Here is a 22821-nt window from a genome sequence, read left to right on the forward strand (position 1 = left end):
AATTGAATTGGTTGACCTACTCCTGTCTGCAGGATTTCGCTCGATATCTCTGGAGTGAGTTGACCATGATGGATATGCATCCGCGAGACATGATCGACGTGCAGTCCTTCATGTGGTGCATTGCACCGGGGAAGAACAAGTAAAATGCCTTCCATTCTGGCATGGATCGACCACGACGCGAAAGCGCGCGAGCGCACCCTTCGCATTCTCTCCCTGTTTCAGGAAAAGGAGAGTCGTGACGAGCTCGGGCTTGGCGCCGTGCGCGACAGCTTCGCCGACCAGTTGTTTCCCGGCACAAGCACCATCCAGACACGTCTGCGCTACATGCTTTTCGTGCCATGGATGTATGATGCCCTGGAAAAGAGGCGTTTGACGGCGAAGCAGTTTGCGGTTCAGGCGGACAAGCAGGAGAGGGACCTGGTTCAGCCGTTGATGGATTCCGGTGATCAGGCCGGGGTTTTCGGCAAAAATGCCGGCAAGAAACTCAAGCGGTTGCCCAGCTCTGTTTATTGGGCCGGTCTCGGCATCTGGGGCATACGGATGACGCCCTTTTCGCAGGATGAGTATCACCGGCGCATCGAAGAAACCCACCGCCGGCGGAATGCTTTGCTTCTTTACGAAAAGGATGCCAAGGCGCGCGGCGACGACATCGATGTCGAGCGCAGAAGGGATGCGCTGAGTTGGCACCCGCGCTTACCCGCTCCACCCGATGATTATCCGGCCAGGGCGGATTTCGCACTCTCCCGGGAAGAGGCCGAATTCATCCGGGACCGCATCCGTGTGGCCTGCCCCGGCAGCCTGTTGTCCTATCTGGCATTGCACTGCGCGCCCGCCGACAGCGCAGCGCCCTGGGCGCATCCGGATTTCGGCCGCTTTTCCAAGCAGCACCAAGAGCTGCTGACGCATGCGCGGCTCTTTTCCGGGGTGATGCACAGCGCGGCGCTGTCCTACAACATCCTGCTCGCCAGGCTTCGCAGCCAGGACGGCCTTGTTGCCGAGCACCAGGCACGCTTCGATCAATGGGCTGCAACCGTTCCTCTGGGCGAGATCCGCGCCTGGTCGATCGATCGTCTTTGGGCGTTGACCGTTGACCACGGCCATGCCATCACCCCCCGGACGCGCGCTTTTGTCCGGCAGTGGATTGAGCACACCCGCAAAGCGCCCGCGGATCTCCTTTCGAATGCCGAAGCGATGCGCCTCATTGAAACCAGGGAGATGGCGCTCAAGGGCGCCCGGTCCCGATTCCGCAACCGGCGGGCGCTCGAACAGTGGGGCGGGTATTCCGGTGTCGGCAGGCTGGTGTATCGCTGGCCGAACGTAAAGGTCCTTCTGCAGGACCTCCACCAGGGATTGCACAGGAGGGCATGATGCTGAATCCAAGCGCCCGCAGCCTCTATACATCCGCCTTGACGCCTCCGCCGGGAATGGTGTTTGACGAGGCGCTGGCAACGACCTTTTCAATGGACCCGGCATTGCTGCTCGAAACCCCGGTTTACCTGGCATTGATGGCGGCCGACGGCCAGGGGGATCCCGATCCCCTCTCGGTTCTGGAGGCCATGCGCCGGTACGCCAAGGCAATTTCCGTTTATGTGCAGAAAGGGCGGATTCAAGTCCCCCGGGTGGCCAAGCCCAATCCTCTGTTCGGCTATTTGGAAGGCATGGTCATCGAGGTGGGGGCACCCAAGGGGGGCGTTTTTCACCCGAAAATTTGGGCCATTCGTTTCGTCGATCCCGATGGCAGGGGCGCAATGTACCGGCTGGTGGTCTTAACCAGAAACATGACCACCGATCCATCCTGGGACCTGTCGCTGCAGCTCGAGGGCGCCATCGGCAGGCGTAAAGCCGCACAGAACAAGCCGCTGGCCCATTTCTTTAAAACGCTGCCGGAGCTGGCCACCGGGGCCATGGACAAGGCCCGGCAGGCGCAAGCGCACCGGTTTTCCGAGGAGTTGCATCGCGTCGTGTGGGAGCTGCCCGAGGGCTTCGGCGAGCTGGCCTTTTACCTGCCGGGCACCAAGGGGTATGAATGGCGCCCGCCGCCGGCCAATCGCATGGCCGTGATCTCACCCTTTTGCGCCGACGAGGCGCTTCGCTCCTTGGTAAAGGAAACCAAGGCGCCGGTTGCCCTGATCTCCAGGCCGGAGACGTTGTCCGGCCTTCATAAGGAGACCCTGGCCCTCTTTTCACAGTGCCTCCACCTGGACGAGGCGGCGGAAACCGAGGATGGCGAGGCCCTCAACCCGGCCGATCATCCTCGGGCTACCGGTCTTCATGCAAAGGCCTACTTGTTCGAGACGCGCCACTACACCGATTTCACCCACCTGGTCATGGGGTCGGCCAATGCGACCAACGCCGCCTTCCAGGCCTCGAACAACATCGAGATTCTGGTTGGCTTGGTCGGCCGGAGAAGCAAAGTCGGCGGCATCGATGCGCTTCTCGGGGATTACGGCCTGGGGGAATATCTTGTGACCTTCGATTGTGCCGGGGATTCCGAGGGGGATAGCGAAAAACAGGAGGCCGAGGAGTGTGTGGAGGCGGCGCGCCGCAGTATATCCGAAGCGGAACTCTCCATCACCTGCGCTGCGGCGCTGAAAGACGATTTGTGGGCCTTGACGCTTTCCGGGCGGATACCGCCCCTGGACGGCATTGTGAGTGCCGCGGTCTGGCCGATCACCGTCCTTTCCGATTTGGCGGTGAACCTTCCGGCGGGTGAGGTGGACGGGGGGATCGCACTTGGCGCGTTTTCCGCATCGTCCGCAACGGGCCTGATTGCGTTCGCGCTCACCACCCGCCATCCGGATGTGTCGGCCCGTTTTGTGTTGAACCTTCCGGTCACAGGGCTTCCGGATGAGCGCAATGCCGCCATTTTACAAACCATGATCCGCAATCAGGAAGGCTTCATCCGCTACTTGTTGCTCTTGCTGGGCAATGATGCGGCCGGCGCTCTTTTCGGTGCCGGCAGCGGTACCGGGCCGGCCAAATGGTTGTTGCGCATGGCGGAAGGGGAGGATGTCCCGCTGCTGGAGGAGCTGACCCGCGCCTTCAGCCGATACCCGGAGCGGCTCAGCGAAATTTCCGGGTTGGTGCGCGAGCTGTCCCGGGACACCCGCAATGCCGTTGTCCCGGAGCGCTTTTTGAAGCTCTGGTCGGTATTCGAGACCGCGGTGGGAGGGGTGTGATGCCCGACAAACACTATTCGGCAGCCCCCGCCTTGGCCGGGCTGAAAGATTTTCAGAGAAAAACCGTTGAATATGTGTTCCGGCGCTTCCACGGCGCAAACGGGACGTCGCGCTTTCTGATCGCCGATGAGGTCGGCCTTGGAAAAACCCTTGTCGCCAGGGGCGTCATTGCCAAAACCCTTGAACACTTGCAGGACCGGGTGGAGCGGTTCGACGTGATCTACATCTGCTCCAATGCCGCGATCGCCAAGCAGAACGTCAATCGGCTCAATGTCAGTGACAGCGACGGTTTTTCCATCGCCACGCGGCTGACCTATCTTCCCAAACAGGTTCGGTCGCTGCGGCACAACAAGGTGAACTTCATCAGCCTGACGCCCGGTACCGCCTTCGACCACTTTCGCAGCCGGGGCGGCCACGCCGACGAGAGGGCCATTCTGTACCGAATGCTCTACGACCTGCCCTTGGCCCATGGTCGGCGACGAACACGGTTGCGCGCAGGCCTGCGCAACCTGTTGCAGGCGACCTCCGGCAAAGAGCGCTGGCGCGCCACGGCCGAAGGTCTGCTCGCTGAAAATTTGGACCCGGACCTGTCCAGGGCCTTTCGCAAGGCCGTTCTCGGCGATCCGGACCTGTACGCGGATCTGAAGGAGTGTTGCGAACGCTTCGCCCGCTATCGCGATTACAGCAGGATTCCTCTCGAGGACGGTGAGATGCGCTACGATTTGATCGGAAAACTCAGGAGCAAGTTGGCCTTGGCCTGTCTTTCCGCATTGCGCCCCAGCCTGGTCATTCTCGATGAGTTTCAGCGTTTCAAGGATTTGCTGGATGCGGGGGATGACGCCTCCTTTCTGGCCGGCGCGCTCTTCGCGCAGCCCGATGTGCGCGTTTTGCTCCTGTCCGCGACGCCCTACAAGATGTTCACCCTCGATCAGGAAACGGAAGAAGACGACCATTATCCGGATTTCATCAGAACCCTGAATTTTCTGTACAACGACCAGGACAGGGTCGACGAGGTAAAATATCTATTGTCCGCTCATCGCACCGCCCTTCACGGCTGCTTTTCGGGTTCGGCGGGCCTTTCCGGCAAGAAAACGCAAATCGAGAACGCACTGCTCGAGGTCATGTGCCGTACCGAGCGGGTCGCCACCACGCGGGATCACAACGCGATGCTGCGCGAAACGGAACAGCCGGCGCCGCTCAAGCCGTGGGACCTTCAAAACGCTGCGATGGCCGACAAGGTGGCATGTAGCGTCAATGCCGGGGAACCGATGGAATATTGGAAGTCCGTTCCCTACCTGGTCAATTTTTTAAAGCACTATGACCTCAGGCGCAAGTTGGATACGCAGTTGGACGCGCCCCCGGACGCTCTCCGCGGCGCCCTCTCATCGGCCAATGGCGCGTTGCTGCGAAAGGATCGTTTTGAAACCTACAGCCCGCTGGATCCGGCCAATCCGCGGATGCGCGTGCTGTTTGAAGACACGATCGAAAAGGGCATGTGGCAACTGCTGTGGATGCCGCCTTCCATGCCCTACGCCGCGCCCGGCAGTGTTTTTCAAGGCAAGGAGGGCTTGACCAAGGCGCTGGTGTTCTCGTCCTGGAGTGCCGTTCCCGACGCGGTGGCGAGTATCTGCTCGTATGAGGCGGAGCGGCGCATGGTCAACGGATATAAACCTGCCGCCAGGTTCGGCTGGAAGGCGTCGCGGTTGCTCGATTTCAGGGAGAGCAACGGCCGGTTGACCGGGATGCCGGTTGTTGCCTGGCTGTTGCCGTCGCCGACCCTTGCCGCCCGGATCGACCCCCTGGAGGTGGCGCGGGGGCGCGGGGGCGGGCCATTGTCCGTTGCGGCGTTGAGAGCGGAGGTCAAGGCGATTTGCCGCAGTCTCCTCCAGCGTTTGCCGGCTGCCGGACCGGGTTTGCGCGCCGACGAAAGATGGTACTGGGCGGCGCCCATACTCCTCGATGCAGGCAATGGCCTCCTTGACTGGTGCAGGCGTGATTCGGGCTGGCGCGCCGCAACACCGGACCATGCGCCAGGTACCCGCTTCAAAGATCATATCGATCTGCTGGTCCATGCGGCGGAGGGCAAGATGACCTTCGGCCCCCGGCCGCACGACCTCGCGGATGTACTGTGCGACCTTGCCCTGGCCGGCCCGGGCGTGTGTGCCCTGAGAGCCCTGCGCCGCATCGGGCCCGGGTTGGAACCCGCCGATACGGGGCTGCTGTCCGCCGCCGCCCGGATCGCCTCCGGTTTCCGCACACTCTTCAACATGCCCGAGACGATCGCCATGCTGCGCGGCGCCGGCGAGGACTCCTACTGGCGCTTGGCGCTTCAATACGGCATCGACGGCAATCTGCAAGCCGTTCTCGACGAATACGTGCATGTGCTCAAGGAGTCGTTGGGGCTCCAGGGGCATTCGCCGTCCGAACGGGTTGCCGGGGTGGCCGCATGCATTCAATCGGTTCTGTCCTTGCGCACCGCTCCCATGAGAATTGACGAAATCAAACGATCGGGAAAGGGTTTCGCCATCGACCCCTTCCACACCCGCTGCCGTTTCGCCCTTCGTTTCGGAGATATCCGGGACGACAACGACAAGGCCCTCGTGCGTGCCGATACGCTCCGCGACGCCTTCAACTCGCCGTTTCGCCCTTTTGTACTGGCCTCCACCTCTATCGGTCAGGAAGGCTTGGATTTCCACACATGGTGTCATGCCGTGGTGCATTGGAACCTGCCCGCCAACCCGGTCGACCTGGAACAACGCGAAGGCCGGGTCCATCGATACAAAGGGCACGCGGTCAGAAAGAACATTGCGCAGCGATATGGATTGGCGGCACTATCCGGACATCGCCATGACGACGATCCATGGCAAACCCTTTTCGAGATCGCAGCCCACGGCAAAACCAACGGGCACTCCGATCTCATCCCGTATTGGATTTTCGAAGAAGGCACTGCACGCGTGGAGCGACGTATTCCGCTGCTGCCGTACAGCAGGGAAGTCGGGAAGCTCAAGCGGCTCAAAAAGGGCTTGGCGCTCTACCGGATGGTCTTCGGCCAGCCGCGCCAGGAAGACCTGCTGTTCAGTCTCAGCCATGATGGCAACCATGAATCCGTGAACCTGGATGACTGGATCATTTCGCTGGCGCCGCCGGAAACCCAGCCGGCATAGGCGTTGGAAGACAGGATGTGGAAGGTGACCTCATGACGATCAAAAGACCAAAACGGAGCATTGCAGACCGCCTGCTCCATGCCCTTGGGAAGAAGCGCGGCATAATACTGCCGGACAAATCCCATGAAGAATACGGCCCCCATGTGTATGCGGTTGCCGAAAAGGAGTGCTTCTGGAAGGCGCTGCTAAGGCCGAAAGGAGAAAGTCTTCCCCAAGGCATGACGGACCTGATGGCGTTCCTTGAGATATTGGATGGCAGGAATCGTAAACCGCACAATCAGTGAACCCGAAGTGGCTTCGGGAAGGCGCTTGTCGAAGCGGAAAAGGCTGTGTCGGGATTCATAGGAAGAAACCTTTCTTCCTGGCCAGGCCATCGGCCAAGTTCCCCAGATAATCGGACTTTTCAATCTTCCGGATCCAATCCGGCGGTATGGCCGACACCCCCAGATAGGCGCCGCTGATGGCGCCGGCGATGCAGGCGATGGAATCCGAATCGCCGTTGGTGTTGGCGCCAAGGGTGACCACCGCGCGGTAATCCTCCGGGTGCCGCAGAAAACAGTACAGGGCCAAGGCCACCGCCTCTTCGCCGACCCACCCTTCACCCAGATGAGACAAGGCCTTGTGCGAATCCTCCCAGGCCAGGCATCGGTTGATTTTCAGGATCGCCCGGTCGAACTCAGCGGAGATCCCCGCGGTGAAGGCCAACAGCTCGGGGACCACCTGTTGGGGGTCGGTTCCATCCAGCGCCAGTTTCACCAGGTACGCGGCGCCGATGCAGGCCGCATCGGCGGTTGGATGGCCGTGGGTGCAGATGCCGGACGCACTGGCCGTTGATTTCAACTTTTGCGGGTCATGCTGGTACAAGTAGCCGATGGGGGCCGCGCGCATGGCGGAGCCGCAGCCTTTGGAACGGGGTACGCCGCTTCGAGACCAGTGGATGCCCCTCTCGAGGTTGGCCACCCCCTGTAGGCACGCATTGCCGGGTGCCCGGTTGTTGTCGGGGGCGTGCAGCCACTGGATGAATTCCTCACGCAGGGCGGCCATGATGTCATCGATGTCCTTTTCCCCGGAAAGCAGCAGGGCCCTGGCCACGGCGATGCTCATCTGGGTGTCGTCGGTGAATAGGGCGGGGTCCGGCAGCTCTGTGATCCCTTGGGGGCCGTACCGGGACTTGATTTGGTCCAGTTTCAAAAACTCAGTCGGCCATCCCAGGGCATCCCCGATGGCGAGCCCGTACAGGACCCCCTTGGCCTTGGTGATTTCCTTCATCTGTTTCTTTTTCAATTGAAGATCCAGGTACACGCCGCGCTCCTTGTTGATGTCGGATGGGTAACGATTGGTAATTGTCCCCTTTATAACATCCTTGTTTGACAGATGAGGTCACAGTTGTTGTGCCTTTTTCGCATGCCCTGATTGACAGCCGAGAACAATAGTGCCTATAACAGAACATTGTTCGCAATCGAGACTATGAATCACTATCAAAGAGGAGGGTTCGCATGCGTATCAACACCGGTCAAATAATGGCAAACCGCGCGCTTCTCACTCCCAACCTGGAAGGCTGCCTGGGGGCCCAGTAACGTTTCACCTTCAAGGAAGCCAACGCGCGGGTCAATCGCTTCGCCGCCGTGAGCAAATGGCCGGTTTCAAATGCGTCAAGGAGGTGCTGTTCGTCGAAGCGCTGCCCAAAAACGCCACCGGCAAGATCTTGAAACACCAGCTGCGGGAACAGCTGGTCCAATAAGCAACCAAGCCGTGATACCCGGCCTAAATTTTATAGGAGACGACATGAGTTACCCCAACGCTGCAAACCCCTATGGGTTCGACGATTTTCTCGCATGGCGCGAAAACTGCGATTACTACGCGCAAGACCCCTTCGCGCAAAAGGCGGTGCGCGTGTTCACCGGCGCCCATGCCGCCGAGGTCGATGCCGCCGCCCGCGAGATTTCCGGCAAGGTTTCTTTTCGCTGGCGGAAAATGGCCGAATCCATTGCCTGGCCCGAGAAGCGTCCCTGGATGATGCACTACGACGGCCACGGCAACCGCATCGACCGCATCGTGCGGCCCCATGAAACCGAGGTGATGGAACAGGAGGTGTTCGGCGAAGCGCTCTTCGCGGACAAGACCCACCCGTGGGTGCGCTTCATCAAGATGTATCTGATCTACCAGAACGGCGAAGCCTGCATCTCCTGTCCGTTGACCTGCACTGAAGGGATGGTGGCGGTGCTGGAGCGCTTTGCCGAAACACCCGAGATCCAGTCCATACTGGCCCACTGCAAGGAGGGCCGGGACGGACGTTTCGGCATCGGCGCCCAATACCTGTCGGAAATCCAGGGCGGCTCGGACGTCAAGGCCAACCTGCTCGAGGCGCGACAGGAAAACGGCCATTGGCGCCTCTACGGGACCAAGTTCTTCTGCTCGGCCACCCATGCCGACTATGCCATGGTGACGGCCAAGCCCGCGGGCTCCGAACAGGTCGGCCTATTTGTTATGCCCTCCTGGCTGCCGGGTGACAAGGCGCGCGAGCGGCGCAACCATTTCACCATCGATCGCATCAAGTGGAAGATGGGCACCAGCGAGCTGACCACCGCGGAGCTGACCCTCGACGGGGCCCTGGCCTACCCGGTGGGGCCGCTGGAACGCGGCCTGGCCAACATGGTCGGCATCGTGCTCACCTACTCGCGGCTCACCGTCGGTCTGTCCGGCGCCGCCAGCATGATGCGCGCCTGGCGCGAGGCGGCGCGATACTGCGATTTTCGGGAGGCCTTCGGCTTTCCCATCGGCCGCATGCCCATGGTGGCCGGCCAGTTGGCCACCATCGAAAAGGCCGCCAAACGCACCCTGGCCGGCGCCTTTCGCCTCAATGCCGACATCCTGTCCTTGCCCGGCGGCCTTGCCGCTGCACCCGATGCACAGGATACCGACGATCTGAAGCAACGGCGCTTCAACATCCGCGAGTTGATCATGCTCCAGAAAATGGCCACCAGCTTCGATGCCCCCGACGCTCTGCGCCTGGCCATGAGCCTATTCGGCGGGCATGGGGTGATGGAGGATTTTTCCGCCCTGCCACGCCTTTATCGGGACGCCGCGGTCAACGAACTGTGGGAAGGGCCGCGCAACGTGTTGCTGGCCCAGATTCACAGGGACCTGTTGAGCGCCTCTTCCTGGTATGCGCCGGAAGTCTTTGTCGCCAACATCCTTGCGGGAGCGCCCGAGGATCTGGTAAAGGAGCTGCAACAGGAGATCAAGGGGATTCTTTCCGGTCCCGGTCTTTTTGAAATGAGCCCGGACGCATTGGAAGTCTGCGCACGCTGGGATCGGTTCTGCCACCGGCTCTTCCACGCCTATCAAGATGTGGCGGCCGCCATGGTGGAAAAACAGGGATAATGAAACAGACATAATAATGGGGGCAGGGACCGGAACAAACAGGCCACGTCCTGTCCGGACCGCCCTCACGACAACCCATAGAACGCATGCCGACATGACAACCGCAGTCACCACATTCGCTCATCTGCGCAAAAAGGAGCGCCGGGAACGTCAGCAAATCATCATCGCCGCTGCCGAACGGGTCTACAGCCACAAACCTTTCGAGACGGTGAGCATGCGCGATATCGCCAAAGAAGCCGGTATCGCTGTTTCTTCTCTGTACCGGTATTTTCCGGACCAGCAGACCCTTTTTGTGGAAGCGTTCGTAGTCGGCACCCGGCAGATTATCGCGCGCGTGGACGCGCGTATTTCAAAGGGCGAGATCACCAATCTCACCGCCTTCGGCCACGAATTCATTTCCTTTCTAGCCGAAAACGATCACTATTTCCGAATGATGACCCACTTTATGCTCGACGGTCGTTTGAGCGGTAAACCACTGGAAAAACTCAACACAGCCGCTCGCTCCGTCCTGGACCTGTTCGAACGTGTCCTGGGCCATTGCGGTGCCGGCCGCCACAAACGTGCTCTGGCCCATACCTATTTCGCCGCGTTGAACGGCATACTCATCACCTTCCGCAATTATCCCGGCCGCGACAGCGCCGAAGTCCGCCGCCACATGGAAAGCATCGCCAAGATGATGGCCGAGGCCGTGGAGAGCTACGGCCGGTTGCCGCAGGACGATCAAGAAGCTTGAACGGTGGGGGTTCCGTAAGTAACATCCGCCCAGATCATTGCCCACTAAGGGCTTGCGAAAAGACTAGTTGGCATTTCAAGCGGCCGGATTCGGGTCGGATGGGTTTGCTCAGCGGATGCTAAACCGGAGGCACTGCGCGCTATTCCGCGCTGCGACCGCGTCTACAAAATGGCCCCGGTATGAACCGCGCTGTTCTCGATGAATAATCCTCAAGAAATCAAGCCACCGGCCGATGACAGACCAAATCACGGATACATCGAGCCGGGGTTCAGGTGAAGCGAGGTACCACCACATTTGAAGCCGCCATGCGGCCAGGCGCCTTGGAAGGTCATGCGGCGCGCACTACTTTGCAAACCGTCAGAGCAGTCAATATCATTGCGTCTCGCGTCTTTTTTCATCCCGAAAACAGAATCAAGCCTGTCAATGCCGCCGCCGTCGGGGGTTGCGCCGCCGAGCGGCCTATCCATAAAATCGCCGCGGCGGAAAAACCGGCGGGACAATTGACCCCATCCGACAAAGTGGGGTGGTATGCTGCGGGGTATGATGAGAGGTGATCAACTATCCAGACAGTGGCGCGTCCTGCGACAACTGGAGTCGGCCAAAAACGGAATGACCGCCGCCCGGATCGCGGAAACCAGCGCGGTGTCCCTGCGCACCGCCTACCGGGACCTCTATGACCTGCAACTGGCCGGCTTTCCGCTCTACACCGAAAAAGAGGGCAAGGCCAGCCGCTGGCGTCTCATGGAGGATTACCGCTTCAAGATCCCCGAGCCCTTCACCCTGACCGAACTGCTCTGTTTGCACCTGGGCGGCGATCTGCTCGATGTGTTCCAGGGAACCGTTTTTCAGTCCTCCCAGCAAAGCGTGCTGGAAAAGATCCGGGCCATGCTGCCGCCCGAAACCCTGGCCTACCTGGACCGCATCCGCGCCGCCTACCGGATGGGCGGCGGCCCATGCAAGAACTACGGCCGCTTTTCCGAGGTGATCGGCCGGATCAACCAGGCGGTCGCCGACGGAAGAACATTGGAACTGGGCTACTGGTCCCTGCGCAGCAACCAGCGCACCAGCCGGCGGGTGGATCCTTACAAGATCTGGTTCTACGACGACACCATCTACCTGATCGGCCACTGCCACCTGCGCGACGAGGTGCGCACCTTTGTCGTGGACCGGATCAACATGCTGCACCTGACCGATGACCGCTTCGAAATCCCGGCGGATTTTTCCTTCGACGCCTACATCCGCAACAGCTTCAAGGTGATGCAGGAGGCGTTGCAGGCGGTGATCATCCGCATCAGCCCGGCGTGGGCCCGCTGGGTGGAAGAAAAGGTGTGGCACAAGAGCCAGCAGATTCAAAAGCTGATCGACGGCGGCATCGAGATCAGCTTCAGCGTAGCCGGCCTGGACGAGATCCGCCAGTGGGTCTTGAGCCTCGGCCCCGAAGCGGTGGTGCTGGCGCCGGAGGAGTTGAAGCAGGATGTGCGGCAGAGTTTGCAGCAGGCGCTGGAGCAATACGGCGGTGCGCTGGAAGAGGCTTCGGAACCGGCGATTTCCGGGCGGAAATCGCGTGTTGCATCCTGACCGAGGCTGCGGTCCGGCGCTGATCGATTTAATGATGGTCCGACAATTCAAGCTTGGAGAAAATACGATTGATGACCGAGGCGGAAATCGCGGATTGGGTGCGCTCGCTATCCAAAAATGAACGGCTGATCCTTGCCACATACGAAGGCGGCACGTGCATGCCCGAAAGCATGCAGCGCTATTGGAACCCCAAGGCCCTGGAGAGTTTGGTGATGCAGGATGTCATCCGGTGGACCATGGCCGGGTATGAACTCACGGAAGACGGGGTGTTGCTTGCAGGGTTCATCCAACAGAAGGAGGCGCAACGCAATCAACGCACGGCCCCGGTCGGCAAGAATGACAAAACCGCGACCGGCAAGCAGGTTCGATTCGGTGAGCCGTGCCCGATTTGCGAAACGGAGATCGTCAAGATTAAGCGTGAAACGCTGCAACACATCATCGACTTTCTTGCACCGAAGTTTCATTCGGTCAGTCAAAGGCGAATAAAAGGGAAAAGCGCCTTTATTCCGATATGCCCTGAATGCGATGCGTATGCGCTAGGAATCGAATTTGCCAAAGGGTTTCCCTTCATTATGAAAAACGGGCAAGAATCTGAAATTCAGCGCATTGTACATTTGCTTTGGGTAACAGGAAAACCTTTTCGATCGATGGGTATCGAGAATGGATGTATTAATTCGGAAGAGTAATAAAGAATAGCATAATAGGCCATATTACAGATCTTTCAAACGCAAAGGAATCATTGACAATGAATCAAGTTGGCACATTGAGCAAAGTGGATGATTTGAAAACCGTATGGGAACACGAAGCCAGGGATTTCACAACTTGGTTGGCGAACAACTTGGAACTTCTGGGTGAAGAAATCGGTATTGATCTCGAACATCGCTGTAATGAATACACCGTCGGTAAATTCAGATTGGACATTTTGGCCCATGACTTGACCAATGATAGACCGGTGGCTATTGAGAATCAATTGGAAGTCACAGACCACAGCCACCTTGGACAATTGTTGACCTATCTGGCCCAATTCCCAAAAACGGGAATCGGAATATGGATCAGCAAGCGGATGCGGGACGAACACATTGCGGCGCTTGAGTGGCTGAACAATCAATCCAAGGATGGATGGTCATTTTTTGGCGTGGAGGTTAAGTTGTTTAAGGTCGATAATTCCTTGCCGGCCCCATATTTTGATATTATCGTAAAACCAAACGATTATACGAAAAATCGTACTCGCGGAGACGGGAGTGCGCCATCGCAAAAATTGCTCGCTTACCAGAATTTTTGGCAGAATCTATTGGATACATTCAAAAGCAAATACCCTGGCATCACGAACGCTTCAAAAGGTCCGACACAAAATTGGTGCGCCATTCCTAGCGGATATGGCGGGCTTGCATTTCAATGGGCATTTAAAAGTATGAGCCGCTTCGTTATCGAGCTTTACATTGATTTTGCAAACGATCAGGGTCATCGCAGTGAAAAGAATGAAGTTTTTTTTCGTTTGATTTCAGAAAAACGCGAAGAAATCGAACATGCCATGCAAACCAAATTAAAATGGGAGCAGTTGCCAGCGGCTGTGTCATGCAGAATTGAACTGGAACGCGACGGCGTTAATATCGAATCGTTGCCGGAAGACCTGACCGGATACGCGATCGATAAAATGGCGCTATTCAGAAGTATATTACTTGAACATATCAAGCCCGTCATGGATGTCATGAAACAAGAGCTTTCGTTCAGTCCTGAATAGTTCTCCAAGGCGTTTGTACATGAGCCTACGATACCCATAGTCTATGGGTATCGCAGGCTCATGTCGAATAATAATGGTCACTCTGAAGGATGGCTGTTCCGAGGTCGACAAAAACACCTATACGGTGTATGAGTGCACTTCAGGCCTATTTCAGGCCGCACCACCATCCCCGAGTGCCGCGATGCGCAGCACATGAGAAGACGCGACAGCGCCCTGTTGTGCACGATCATCGCTCTGAGAGTGGACTGCCATGATGCTCCGTTTCACCTAAACCTGTGGCATGAAGAAACTGGACATGAGTTTCACGGAGAGCGTTTCATCCAACCCACGTTTCGGCATGTTCGCCACAGTTCGCAACCGGCGCGGCGTAATCGCGGCGGTTGCGCCGTTTGACGGAAACCAAGGCCGGTTGCATCTGGTCGACATCGACTACAAGGATGATCAACGTCCGTCTTCCGAACAGCTTCTCTGGGAATTGGAGTCCCGGCGAACCCTTCTGGAACCGACGGCCCTTCCAGCTATCCATTCTGCGGATCCCATGCCCTGCCAGGATCTCGACGCGCTGTTGCGGGCTGCTCGTTGGACCGCCACAATCCACTTTGTCGATCCTGACGGCCGGCATGCACGAGCACCGATTTCAAGCCCCTTTCATGGGGCGGTCCAGGTCGAGGACTTTCAGCTGGTGCCGTTGCTAAAGGCATTGCTCATGCCCCGGGTCAACCTGCTCATTGCCGATGACGTAGGGCTCGGCAAGACCATCGAGGCCGGATTGATCCTCAGTGAACTGTTGATTCGCCCGCGGATACAACGGGTCTTGATTCTGACCCCGGCCTCCCTGCGCCTGCAATGGCGTGATGAAATGTGGGAAAAATTCGCTTTGAACTTCAATCTGGTGGACCGGGCGGAGACCCACCATCTGCGCAAACGGCTGGGCATGGATGCCAACCCCTGGCGCGCGTACAGCCGCATCATTGCTTCCTATCACTATTTGCGCCAGGAGGATGTACTCAAGCAGTTCCTTTCCGCTTGCCGGACCCCGGAAGGCTCGCCGCACCTGCCCTGGAACCTGCTCATCGTGGGTGAATGTCACAATCTGATGCCGTCCGCCTTTGGCGATGACAGCGACTTGTGCCGCATGCTGCGCCTGCTGGCCCCCCAGTTCGAACACCGGCTCTTTCTGAGTGCGACTCCCCCCACAACGGGCACACCCGCTGTTTCACCGGGCTGCTGGAGATCCTCGACCCGGTGCGGTTCAGCCAGACCGACAACCTTAAGCCGGCGGAACGCAAACAGGTGGAGCAGATTGTGCTGCGCCGGCTCAAGCGGGACATCAACGCCCGCACCCAGCCGCCCAAGTTTTGCACCCGCCATGCCCCCAAGGCGCTTTCTCTGGACCTGGATCCCAGGGAGATCGAATTGAGTCGGGCCTTTGACGCCTTCCGCACCGCTATCCGGAAACGCATCGTCGCGGAAAGGGGGGGACGTACTAAGATATACAGTTATCGACCTCGAGGTCCATTCCTACTACAAATCCCGTATGCCAAGAGAAGCCCGCATAGATGCTCCCGGGGATAGCGCCGGCTGATGACCGGTACAGTAAGTAGCCCCCGGCCTTGTCGATGAGCAATAAGCCCAGCCCCCTTATGCCTGGCAAGATCACATCGGCCGGCGCTTTGAAAAATTGCAGCCGGAACAGGCTATGGGCGGGAGCATTGTCCTCGCCGAGGATCCTTTCTGTGAGAACCTGCTTTTACATATCGCCGGAATTGACACCAAATTCGATACAGGTTTTTTGGAAATGGGCATTATTAGATTAGCGATAAGCTGCTCGACCTTCAAGGACCATTCATGTATAAAATGGTGGCAATCTGAGCTTCTTTTCCAACCAGCGAATTCAGTTGCAAGCACATGCAGCTGCTGATTGTTCTATCATGATGTAGATCGGAAAATTGAAAAGCGATAGAAGTTGGTTTTCTTCTTGTCGTTGCGGATCTGCATAAATGACGTACGTCCCCCGTACGTCCGTCCCCCGTACGTCCCCCGTACGCCCCGTACGTCCCCCGTACGCCCGTCCCCCATACGCCTCCATTCGTTTCCGGCTCCAGCTGCTGGATCGTCTTAGGCGTTCTGGCGAATCTGCTGCTGCCGTGGGTGCTGAAAGGCACAATGGTTTTTCCAGCGAAGTCGTATCCCTCAAAGAAGGTATACAGAATCATGGGCATATCGCGCCACCAGATGGGATAGCCGATGAAGACCGTGTCGTACTGCGCGAAGTTTTCAATCTGCTCCGCAATGGCTGGGAGGGCGTTTGCATCCTTTTCGTCCTCTGCCAGATCGACCAGTGTCGCATGATTGGTGGGATAGGGGGTCACCGGCTCGATGCGGAAGATGTCCGCCCCAGTGGTCTTCTGAATTACATAGGCCATGTACTGGGTGTTGCCCAACACCTTGCCGTCGATAACCACGACGCTGTTGTCCTCATCGGTGGTCATTTTGTTGGGGTCGGTGGTCTCCGGCATGGAGAAGTAGACAATCAAGGTTTTCTTTCCAGAAACAGTTGTGAGGCTTTCTGGATTGCTTTTTAGTTCAGTCTCGTTTCCCTTTGCTTCTTTGCCGAAGCCGATGGTGCTACACGCCAACGCAGCGAGGATCACAGTTGTAAACAAGATCGTTTTCATGGTTTTTCTTCCTCGTTTTTAAAGGATGACCTGCTGGCGTATTGCTCATCGCTGACATGTTCCATCCACTCCACGGTAGAACCATTCATGGGATCGGAAATTGCCACATGCGACATAGGGCTATCCGGCGCAGCACCGTGCCAATGGCGCTCATTTGCTGGAATCCAGACCACGTCTCCTGGCAGAATTTCCTGTATGGCATCTCCTTCAGATTGCACCAGTCCCCGCCCGGAAATAACGATCAAAGTCTGTCCGAAAGGATGGGTATGCCATGCGGTGCGTGCCCTGGGTTCGAAATTCACGATTCCGCCGCGATAGCTGTCAGATGTTTCTGAAGAAAACCTCGATTCGACAGTGACATTGCCGGTGAAATAATCCTCCGAGCCTTTTGTCGGTGCTTGATTTTTGATGACCTTGACGGATGGATTCCGACTCTCAGGAAGGTTGATACCCAGGAGATCGTTGAGTGTGTCAGCGGCTCTTTGAGCTGTCTCTACACTGACTTTTTGTTCCAGCACTTGGATAAAATCAGCGAGCTGGGATTTGCTCCACCCTACGTTCATGGAAACTCCGAAATGGGATCGTAGCTGGGGTTCTGTCCCTGTCTTCGCGGCCAGAATACTGATAGTCACCAGTTGACGTTCCTGATGTGTGAGAACATCTCTGACAAAAATCTCGGCAAACAGGTGCTCCACTAAAAACTGATCAATAACGGGCGTAAATACCGCATACCCGCTGGTACGGTTTGAAATATCCCTACCGACAAGGGCGTTCCGAACCTGATGGCCATAGGCATTTCGATCAAAATCGGCAGGCAAGGGACTTGCTTCTTTACCTGGGGTGTCGCTTATTCCCTGCTCCCGGCGCTGATCCAGCACCGCCATAAAGGTATTGATGCCGTTAAGGGCGCGGGGGAAACCGGCATAGGCATAGGAGTGCACCAGTATTTCCTTGATTTCATTAATTGTCAGACCGGCGTTCAACCCCTCAGTAAGGGCGGTTTCCAGCTGCGGTAAATTTCCCGTTGCCGTGAAAGCGGCGATGGGAATGATTCCTTTCTCTTTGGTGGTCAAGGTTTTGTTTTCATCAGCCTGTGCTTGAGAAAAGCTCACAATAGAGACCAGTACAATCATCAATGTCGTGATAGTTTTTGCGTATTTTTTCATGTTCTTTCCTTTTTATGTCGCCAGTCAGTGACTGATTGATGGGTTCAAATGTTTTTCCCAGAACTGAACCGCAAGATCCAGCCATCCTTCGGCGTCTGTGCCTGTGCCTAGCCCGAAACCGTGACCGGCCGTTCTATAGCGTCGATATTCGACCTCAACTCCGGCTTCACGCAGATTCTTGACGCGTCTGTCGACAGACAAGACATTTGCAATACCGTCATTTGCGCTGGTTGTCATAAATGTCGGCGGAAAATCTTCAGAGAAACTGGACTGGCCGGTATAGGCGATAACAGCGGTTGACGGTTTCGGCAGATCGTCGCCCTTATACGCGGCGACTCCGCTAAAGGCGATATTGCCAACCATCCTGGCTCCGGCAGAGCCGCCCCATAGTGAGTAACCGGCCGTGCTGACCCCGAGTGCTTCCGCATTCTCGAAGATATAGGTTATAGCCGCCGCCAGGTCCTCCGTCGCCTTTTGCTGGCTACCGATGCGGTATCTTATGACAAAGGCGTTGTACTTCTTTTTGCTGATTTCCAAAGCAAGCGGAAATCCTTCATGCAGAGAGCCGACATAGGAAAACCCTCCGCCAGGACAGACAATGGCAAACGGTGCCCCCTTTTCGCCCCCATAGAAGAAGAGTCCGGTGTTCTCTTTTGCGGGGTCGTCCCGCTTTTGCTGTTCGGCGTAGAAGTCGTAGAAAACAGCCTTGCCGTCGTTGACATCATCAATCATACGGTTCAGCGCCCCGACAACGGTGTCGGGGTTCACGTGGCCGTGGTAAGGCATGAGCGAGCGGACATTGCTGAGCGGCGTATCGAGGTAACGAGTGTCTTGCTCTGTCGGCAGGATGAGCTGACTGAAGCTTTTAAAAGCCGGATGCTCCACGATGTCACGAACCGAATCAGCGGTCGTAAGATGGGCATAACGTCCTTGCCCGTTTCCTTTTGTACCCAAGGATGCGCCTGTCTTTGCTTCCGCCATGGCGACACCACCCGTGAAACAGGTCAGAAATAGCATCAGGATGAATATCGATCTGCTCATTGCTCCATACTCTTGCTGGGATGAAATAGGTTGCTCTTGTTCGCTCGGCTTAAATTCCACGCTGCAAGCCCTAATCCAGCCCTTTCTTTGCCAACCAGGCGGATAAATGATCCGCGACCTCAACATTGTTCAGATCCGAGAACGGAAAATGCGTGTTGCCCTTGATCCCAACCTTGGGCAGGTGCACGACTGTCACGTCTCCGCCGTGTTTGTTGACCGTCTCGGCCCATTTTTCCGCCATTTGAACAGCGGCGTACCAGTAATCCAGGGCGGGATTTTCGTGGCGGGTGTTGGGGATATTGTCACCGTAGTAGACGACGATGGGAATCCGGGTCAGCTTTTTGAAGTCATCCATCGGAACGCCATAGGCTTCGAGTTGTTTGTTGAACCCGTTGGGAATGGGCGCGGGAACCTCGTTGTCAGGAAAGGGAAAGCCGCTGCCCGATTCATAGGTCACCACGGCTTTGATGTTCGGGCTTTTCATAACGGAAGCCCAGCCTGGCCCGCCGCCCTGGGAGTGTGTGACCAGGATTCCCGGTCCGGTCCTGGCGTACAACGCCGCGATGGCGTCGGATATCACATCCATGTCGAACGGGCCGGTGTTGGGCGTCATCTGGCGGAAGTACTGGTTCAGGGATTCCTCGTCCTTCGGAAACTGCACTCCCGGATAGAAATCGGGCCATACGCCAAGGCGAAATTGCTGGAACCACATCTGCTCATCCGTATTCGGTGTAAGGTTCATGGCCACGGTACTGCGCCCGGCGCCACCGCGGCGGGACTGGTCGAGCAGGTAAACGCTGAAATTGCGCCGCAGGAAGATGTTTTGAAATCCCTCACGACCGTCGGGCGTGCTTTCCCAGGTTTTGGAAAACTGTCCGGCTCCGTGCAGGAAGGTGAGGGGATATTTGCGGGCGTTTACCGGCTTCTGGTAAAACACGTAGGCATGGTCGCCGTGCAGGGTTTGCCCGGCCGGTTCAAACGGCTTGTTCGGGTTAAAGGTGCCTGGTGTGCTGATGACCGTTCCACCAACGGCAAAACTGCCTTGCTGCTGAATGACCAGCGGTTCAAGTTTGCCACTACTCTGGGCGACGGCACCGGCGGAGAAGCTCAAGCTGACCAATATCAGCGTGAGCGCAACGATTAAGCTACGAAAGGTTTTCTTCTTCATGGTTCAGCTCCTTACTTCAGCGTCCTGCCGAAGAACTCGGTCAATTTGCCCATGGCCTGGTCCACATATTGCGGCTTCCAATAGGTTTCGATGTGGGTTGCACCAGCGATCATAAACAGCTCTTTATCTTTGGAACTGTGCGCTTCCTTGAAAGCATCCAGGGTCATGTACAGGGAATCGGCCTTGGCCCCTGCCATCATCAGTAACGGCTGGTTGATCAGGTCCATATTGCTGGCGGCATCAAATCTCATCAGATCGAGCAGACTGCTCATGGTGTACCGAAACTTTGAATTCGGGTGTGCGTGCGTCTTGCCGTAGTACCCGAACCCTTCACGATAGAGATCAAACGGCAGCTTGGCGATTTGTTCATCTGTCAGCTTGGCATCGCCGGCATAGAGTATCTCGCCGCCGGCCGCTTCTTGTGCGCGGGCGTCTGATGCTTGCTGCAAACGATCCTGGATGGTGGACATTTGCGAGTCCATATAGCCGTTGCGTCTCACCCGACCAGAATTGAACATGCTTAAAGTCGCTACCGTTTTAAATCGCTTGTCAGTTTGGGCCGCTTTTAAGGAATAGCCACCACCGCCACAGATTCCAAGTAAAGCCAACTGGTTGGCATCGACCCCGGCGTACTGAGTGATAAAATCAGCCATGCCATGAATATCTTCAATTCGGTTGGCTGGCTTATCCACATTGCGCGGCACCCCGCCGCTGGCCCCCTGATACGCCGCATCCGCAGCGATGGTGATATATCCCTGTTCGGTCAGACGTTGTGCATACAGCCCGGCAACCTGCTCTTTCACGCCACCATTGGGGTGAGCCACCACCACGGCCGGATATTTGTGACTGGGGTCATAGTTCGCCGGGGTGTAAACATTGGCGGAAATATCGAGACCATTCAGTTTGTAAGTGACCGGATGGATATTGACTTTCCCTTTGACATTTTCGGTAATCGCACCTTCGTAGGTCAGTGAAAATGGATTGCTTTTGTAGTCTGCAGCCATGGCTGCTCCTCCTGAAAGAGTGATAATTGTTGCCAATAGTGATATTGCGATTTTCAAACTAGACATCTCGTTCTCCTTTTATATTGGCTTTTTTGTAATACTTCGGCATCCAGATGTATATTCAGTTGATCCAAGCAGGCCATTTACAATACCTGAGCCGTCGGCCGGTACAGGATCTCGTTGATATCCACCTCGTCCGGTTGGCACATAGCAAAGGCGACCGCCTGCGCAAAGGAATCGACCGGGATTGCATACTCGTCGTAGAAATTACGAATATTGTCGGCAACGTCGGACTCGGTGACACTACCGGGCAGCTCGGTGGCGACGGCACCCGGCGAGATGACTGTCGTTCGGATGTTGTGTAGGGTTTTGCCTCTTGGCGGAGTCCTTCAGACAGTACCCGAACTGCATGTTTGGTGGCCGAATAGACTGCGCTGCCGGGACTGACCTTGTGCCCGGCCACCGAAGAGACGTTGATGACATGTCCGCTCTTCTGTTCCTTAATATACGGAAGCGCCGCAGAAATGCCGTACAGCACCCCCTTTATATTGACGTCGATCATCTGGTTCCAGTCGTCGACCTTGAGCCGTTCGAGCAGCGAGAGCGGCATCAGCCCGGCATTGTTGATGATGACATCGATGCGCCCGTAGGTCTGAACGGCCGCATCGACCAGTCGCTTGACCTGGTCGGGGTCGGTAACGTTCGTAGCGATGGCTAAGGCATTGCCGCCGTTCTGGTTCAACTCTTCTGTCAGGGCTTGGAGGCGCTCGACACGCCGCGCACCCAGAACGACGCTTGCGCCCTGGGCCGAGAGAAACCGGGCGGTTGCCTCACCCAGCCCGCTGCTTGCGCCAGTAATGACCACGACTTTTCCTTTGATGTTGTTGCTCATGATATCTACTCCTTGTTGCTGTGCCGCCGTTTAACGACCGACCCGCTTTTGCAGGGCCTCTGGGTAGCGAGCCCCTTGAATTTTGATTTTAGCCGTCGCGCTCTCGATTTCGCGCAAGTCCTCGGTTGTCAACTCGACGGCAGCACCACCGATGTTCTCCTCCAGACGGTGAAGCTTAGTGGTTCCGGGAATCGGAACAATCCAGGGCTTTTGTGCAAGAATCCAAGCAATTGCAACCTGCGCACGGGTTGCCTGTTTGCTGGCTGCAATTTTCCCAAGCAAATCGACTAACGCCTGATTGGCCTTACGGGCCTCAAGTGAAAAACGCGGCACGATGTTTCGAAAATCATTTTCGGAAAATTTTGTTTCCTCATTGATTGCGCCGGTCAGAAAGCCCTTTCCAAGAGGGCTGAAGGGCACAAAACCAATCCCGAGTTCTTCAAGAGTCGGCAAAATGTCTTTCTCAGGCTCGCGCCACCAGAGAGAATACTCACTCTGAAGAGCGGTAACCGGTTGAACCTGGTGAGCACGGCGAATTGTTTCTGCTCCAGCTTCGGACAATCCAAAATGCTTTACCTTTCCTTCCTGGATCAGGTCGCGCACTGCCCCGGCAACGTCTTCAATTGGCACATTGGGGTCGACACGGTGCTGGTAATACAGGTCGATGACGTCTGTCCTCAAACGCTTTAGGCTTGCTTCGGCGACCTGTTTGATATGCTCCGGCCTACTGTTCAAGATTTGCTGCTTGCCGTCGTCGCCAAAGGTAAAACCGAATTTCGTGGCAATCACGACCTGGTCACGAATCGGCGCAAGGGCCTCACCGACCAATTCCTCGTTGGTGAACGGCCCGTAGACCTCAGCCGTATCAAAGAAGGTCACCCCACGCTCAACGGCTGCGCGAATCAACGCAATCCCATCTTTTTTGTCCGTGGCCGGACCGTAGCCATAGCTCAACCCCATGCAACCGAAACCAATGACTGTGACTTCAAGATTGCTGTTTCCCAGTTTACGTTTTTCCATATTCATCTCCTTGCTAAGGGTGCTGTTTCGTTCATGGCCTTAAATTAGCAACATGCACAAAAAACAGGTAGAC

At 56.9% G+C, this 22821-nt stretch carries 19 protein-coding genes; 10 read left to right on the forward strand and 9 right to left on the reverse strand.

Going from position 1 to position 22821, the window contains the following annotated elements:
* Positions 1–144 precede the first annotated feature (144 nt).
* The 4 genes from MRX98_RS12280 to MRX98_RS12295 are packed head-to-tail and all read left to right on the forward strand — an operon-like array spanning position 145 to position 6627.
* Positions 145–1368 (forward strand): DUF6361 family protein, encoded by a 1224-nt coding sequence (locus MRX98_RS12280; RefSeq protein ID WP_246908747.1) that lies wholly within the window; start codon positions 145–147, stop codon positions 1366–1368.
* Positions 1365–3179 carry a phospholipase D family protein gene (locus MRX98_RS12285; RefSeq protein ID WP_246908749.1) on the forward strand — a complete coding sequence of 605 codons (1815 nt, stop codon included), beginning with the start codon at positions 1365–1367 and terminating at the stop codon, positions 3177–3179. Before MRX98_RS12280 ends, MRX98_RS12285 begins: the two co-directional genes overlap by 4 nt.
* Positions 3179–6343, forward strand: coding sequence for a DEAD/DEAH box helicase (locus MRX98_RS12290; RefSeq protein WP_246908751.1), 3165 nt, complete (start codon positions 3179–3181; stop codon positions 6341–6343). Before MRX98_RS12285 ends, MRX98_RS12290 begins: the two co-directional genes overlap by 1 nt.
* A 32-nt stretch (positions 6344–6375) precedes the next feature.
* Positions 6376–6627: a hypothetical protein gene (locus MRX98_RS12295; RefSeq protein ID WP_246908752.1), complete on the forward strand. Its 252-nt coding sequence runs from the start codon at positions 6376–6378 to the stop codon at positions 6625–6627.
* 55 nt (positions 6628–6682) lie between these two features.
* On the opposite strand, the gene MRX98_RS12300 is transcribed toward MRX98_RS12295, so the two are convergent.
* Entirely contained in the window at positions 6683–7645 is a 963-nt protein-coding gene (locus tag MRX98_RS12300; protein ID WP_246908760.1) for an ADP-ribosylglycohydrolase family protein, read from the reverse strand.
* Between the two features lie 483 nt (positions 7646–8128).
* On the opposite strand from MRX98_RS12300, the gene MRX98_RS12305 reads away from it, so the two are divergent.
* The gene (locus MRX98_RS12305; protein ID WP_246908762.1) at positions 8129–9727 is read left to right on the forward strand and encodes an acyl-CoA dehydrogenase family protein; all 1599 of its coding nucleotides are present in this window, start codon (positions 8129–8131) and stop codon (positions 9725–9727) included.
* A 94-nt stretch (positions 9728–9821) separates the two neighbouring features.
* The gene (locus MRX98_RS12310; RefSeq protein ID WP_246908769.1) at positions 9822–10460 is read left to right on the forward strand and encodes a TetR/AcrR family transcriptional regulator; all 639 of its coding nucleotides are present in this window, start codon (positions 9822–9824) and stop codon (positions 10458–10460) included.
* A 245-nt stretch (positions 10461–10705) separates the two neighbouring features.
* Here the strand turns inward: MRX98_RS12310 and MRX98_RS12315 are convergent, their stop codons facing one another.
* Positions 10706–10927 (reverse strand): hypothetical protein, encoded by a 222-nt coding sequence (locus tag MRX98_RS12315; RefSeq protein WP_246908771.1) that lies wholly within the window; start codon positions 10925–10927, stop codon positions 10706–10708.
* A 73-nt stretch (positions 10928–11000) separates the two neighbouring features.
* On the opposite strand from MRX98_RS12315, the gene MRX98_RS12320 reads away from it, so the two are divergent.
* The 4 genes from MRX98_RS12320 (at position 11001) to MRX98_RS12335 (ending at position 15199) form a co-directional block, all read left to right on the forward strand.
* Positions 11001–12038, forward strand: a complete 1038-nt coding sequence (locus tag MRX98_RS12320) for a helix-turn-helix transcriptional regulator (protein ID WP_246908773.1) — start codon at positions 11001–11003, stop codon at positions 12036–12038.
* A gap of 71 nt (positions 12039–12109) precedes the next feature.
* Positions 12110–12724 carry a hypothetical protein gene (locus tag MRX98_RS12325; protein WP_246908775.1) on the forward strand — a complete coding sequence of 205 codons (615 nt, stop codon included), beginning with the start codon at positions 12110–12112 and terminating at the stop codon, positions 12722–12724.
* 59 nt (positions 12725–12783) lie between these two features.
* Positions 12784–13779, forward strand: coding sequence for a DUF4268 domain-containing protein (locus tag MRX98_RS12330; protein WP_246908777.1), 996 nt, complete (start codon positions 12784–12786; stop codon positions 13777–13779).
* 280 nt (positions 13780–14059) lie between these two features.
* Positions 14060–15199, forward strand: coding sequence for an SNF2-related protein (locus tag MRX98_RS12335; RefSeq protein ID WP_246908779.1), 1140 nt, complete (start codon positions 14060–14062; stop codon positions 15197–15199).
* Between the two features lie 415 nt (positions 15200–15614).
* Here MRX98_RS12335 and MRX98_RS12340 read toward each other — a convergent pair whose 3' ends face one another.
* The 7 genes from MRX98_RS12340 to MRX98_RS12370 are packed head-to-tail and all read right to left on the reverse strand — an operon-like array spanning position 15615 to position 22748.
* Positions 15615–16457: a flavodoxin gene (locus tag MRX98_RS12340; protein WP_246908787.1), complete on the reverse strand. Its 843-nt coding sequence runs from the start codon at positions 16455–16457 to the stop codon at positions 15615–15617.
* Positions 16454–17623 carry a (R)-mandelonitrile lyase gene (locus tag MRX98_RS12345; RefSeq protein ID WP_246908794.1) on the reverse strand — a complete coding sequence of 390 codons (1170 nt, stop codon included), beginning with the start codon at positions 17621–17623 and terminating at the stop codon, positions 16454–16456. The genes MRX98_RS12340 and MRX98_RS12345 overlap by 4 nt, the downstream gene beginning before the upstream one ends.
* 24 nt (positions 17624–17647) lie before the next feature.
* On the reverse strand, positions 17648–18724 hold the full coding sequence (locus MRX98_RS12350) for an alpha/beta hydrolase (RefSeq protein ID WP_246908801.1): 1077 nt from the start codon (positions 18722–18724) through the stop codon (positions 17648–17650).
* A 10-nt stretch (positions 18725–18734) separates the two neighbouring features.
* A complete protein-coding gene (locus MRX98_RS12355) occupies positions 18735–19832 on the reverse strand; it encodes an alpha/beta hydrolase (protein WP_246908803.1) in 1098 nt (365 codons plus the stop codon).
* An 11-nt stretch (positions 19833–19843) separates the two neighbouring features.
* Positions 19844–20902: an alpha/beta hydrolase gene (locus MRX98_RS12360; RefSeq protein ID WP_246908805.1), complete on the reverse strand. Its 1059-nt coding sequence runs from the start codon at positions 20900–20902 to the stop codon at positions 19844–19846.
* Positions 20903–20957: 55 nt separating this feature from the next.
* Positions 20958–21728, reverse strand: coding sequence for an SDR family oxidoreductase (locus MRX98_RS12365; protein ID WP_246908807.1), 771 nt, complete (start codon positions 21726–21728; stop codon positions 20958–20960).
* Between the two features lie 30 nt (positions 21729–21758).
* Positions 21759–22748 carry an aldo/keto reductase gene (locus MRX98_RS12370; protein ID WP_246908809.1) on the reverse strand — a complete coding sequence of 330 codons (990 nt, stop codon included), beginning with the start codon at positions 22746–22748 and terminating at the stop codon, positions 21759–21761.
* Between the last annotated feature and the right edge of the window lie 73 nt (positions 22749–22821).

It is taken from the genome of Desulfatitalea alkaliphila, from assembly GCF_022968795.1.
GTDB classification, from domain to species: domain Bacteria; phylum Desulfobacterota; class Desulfobacteria; order Desulfobacterales; family Desulfosarcinaceae; genus Desulfatitalea; species Desulfatitalea alkaliphila.

Excerpts from the sequence above, each read along its gene's own strand:
- MRX98_RS12285 (WP_246908749.1), top strand. The coding sequence starts at position 1,365 with ATGATGCTGAATCCAAGCGCCCGCAGCCTCTATACATCCGCCTTGACG.
- MRX98_RS12355 (WP_246908803.1), bottom strand. The coding sequence starts at position 19,832 with ATGAAGAAGAAAACCTTTCGTAGCTTAATCGTTGCGCTCACGCTGATA.
- MRX98_RS12310 (WP_246908769.1), top strand. The coding sequence starts at position 9,822 with ATGACAACCGCAGTCACCACATTCGCTCATCTGCGCAAAAAGGAGCGC.
- MRX98_RS12325 (WP_246908775.1), top strand. The coding sequence starts at position 12,110 with ATGACCGAGGCGGAAATCGCGGATTGGGTGCGCTCGCTATCCAAAAAT.
- MRX98_RS12335 (WP_246908779.1), top strand. The coding sequence starts at position 14,060 with ATGAAGAAACTGGACATGAGTTTCACGGAGAGCGTTTCATCCAACCCA.
- MRX98_RS12345 (WP_246908794.1), bottom strand. The coding sequence starts at position 17,623 with ATGAAAAAATACGCAAAAACTATCACGACATTGATGATTGTACTGGTC.
- MRX98_RS12370 (WP_246908809.1), bottom strand. The coding sequence starts at position 22,748 with ATGGAAAAACGTAAACTGGGAAACAGCAATCTTGAAGTCACAGTCATT.
- MRX98_RS12340 (WP_246908787.1), bottom strand. The coding sequence starts at position 16,457 with ATGAAAACGATCTTGTTTACAACTGTGATCCTCGCTGCGTTGGCGTGT.
- MRX98_RS12315 (WP_246908771.1), bottom strand. The coding sequence starts at position 10,927 with ATGGATAGGCCGCTCGGCGGCGCAACCCCCGACGGCGGCGGCATTGAC.
- MRX98_RS12295 (WP_246908752.1), top strand. The coding sequence starts at position 6,376 with ATGACGATCAAAAGACCAAAACGGAGCATTGCAGACCGCCTGCTCCAT.
- MRX98_RS12290 (WP_246908751.1), top strand. The coding sequence starts at position 3,179 with ATGCCCGACAAACACTATTCGGCAGCCCCCGCCTTGGCCGGGCTGAAA.
- MRX98_RS12280 (WP_246908747.1), top strand. The coding sequence starts at position 145 with ATGCCTTCCATTCTGGCATGGATCGACCACGACGCGAAAGCGCGCGAG.
- MRX98_RS12365 (WP_246908807.1), bottom strand. The coding sequence starts at position 21,728 with ATGAGCAACAACATCAAAGGAAAAGTCGTGGTCATTACTGGCGCAAGC.
- MRX98_RS12305 (WP_246908762.1), top strand. The coding sequence starts at position 8,129 with ATGAGTTACCCCAACGCTGCAAACCCCTATGGGTTCGACGATTTTCTC.
- MRX98_RS12330 (WP_246908777.1), top strand. The coding sequence starts at position 12,784 with ATGAATCAAGTTGGCACATTGAGCAAAGTGGATGATTTGAAAACCGTA.
- MRX98_RS12360 (WP_246908805.1), bottom strand. The coding sequence starts at position 20,902 with ATGTCTAGTTTGAAAATCGCAATATCACTATTGGCAACAATTATCACT.
- MRX98_RS12320 (WP_246908773.1), top strand. The coding sequence starts at position 11,001 with ATGATGAGAGGTGATCAACTATCCAGACAGTGGCGCGTCCTGCGACAA.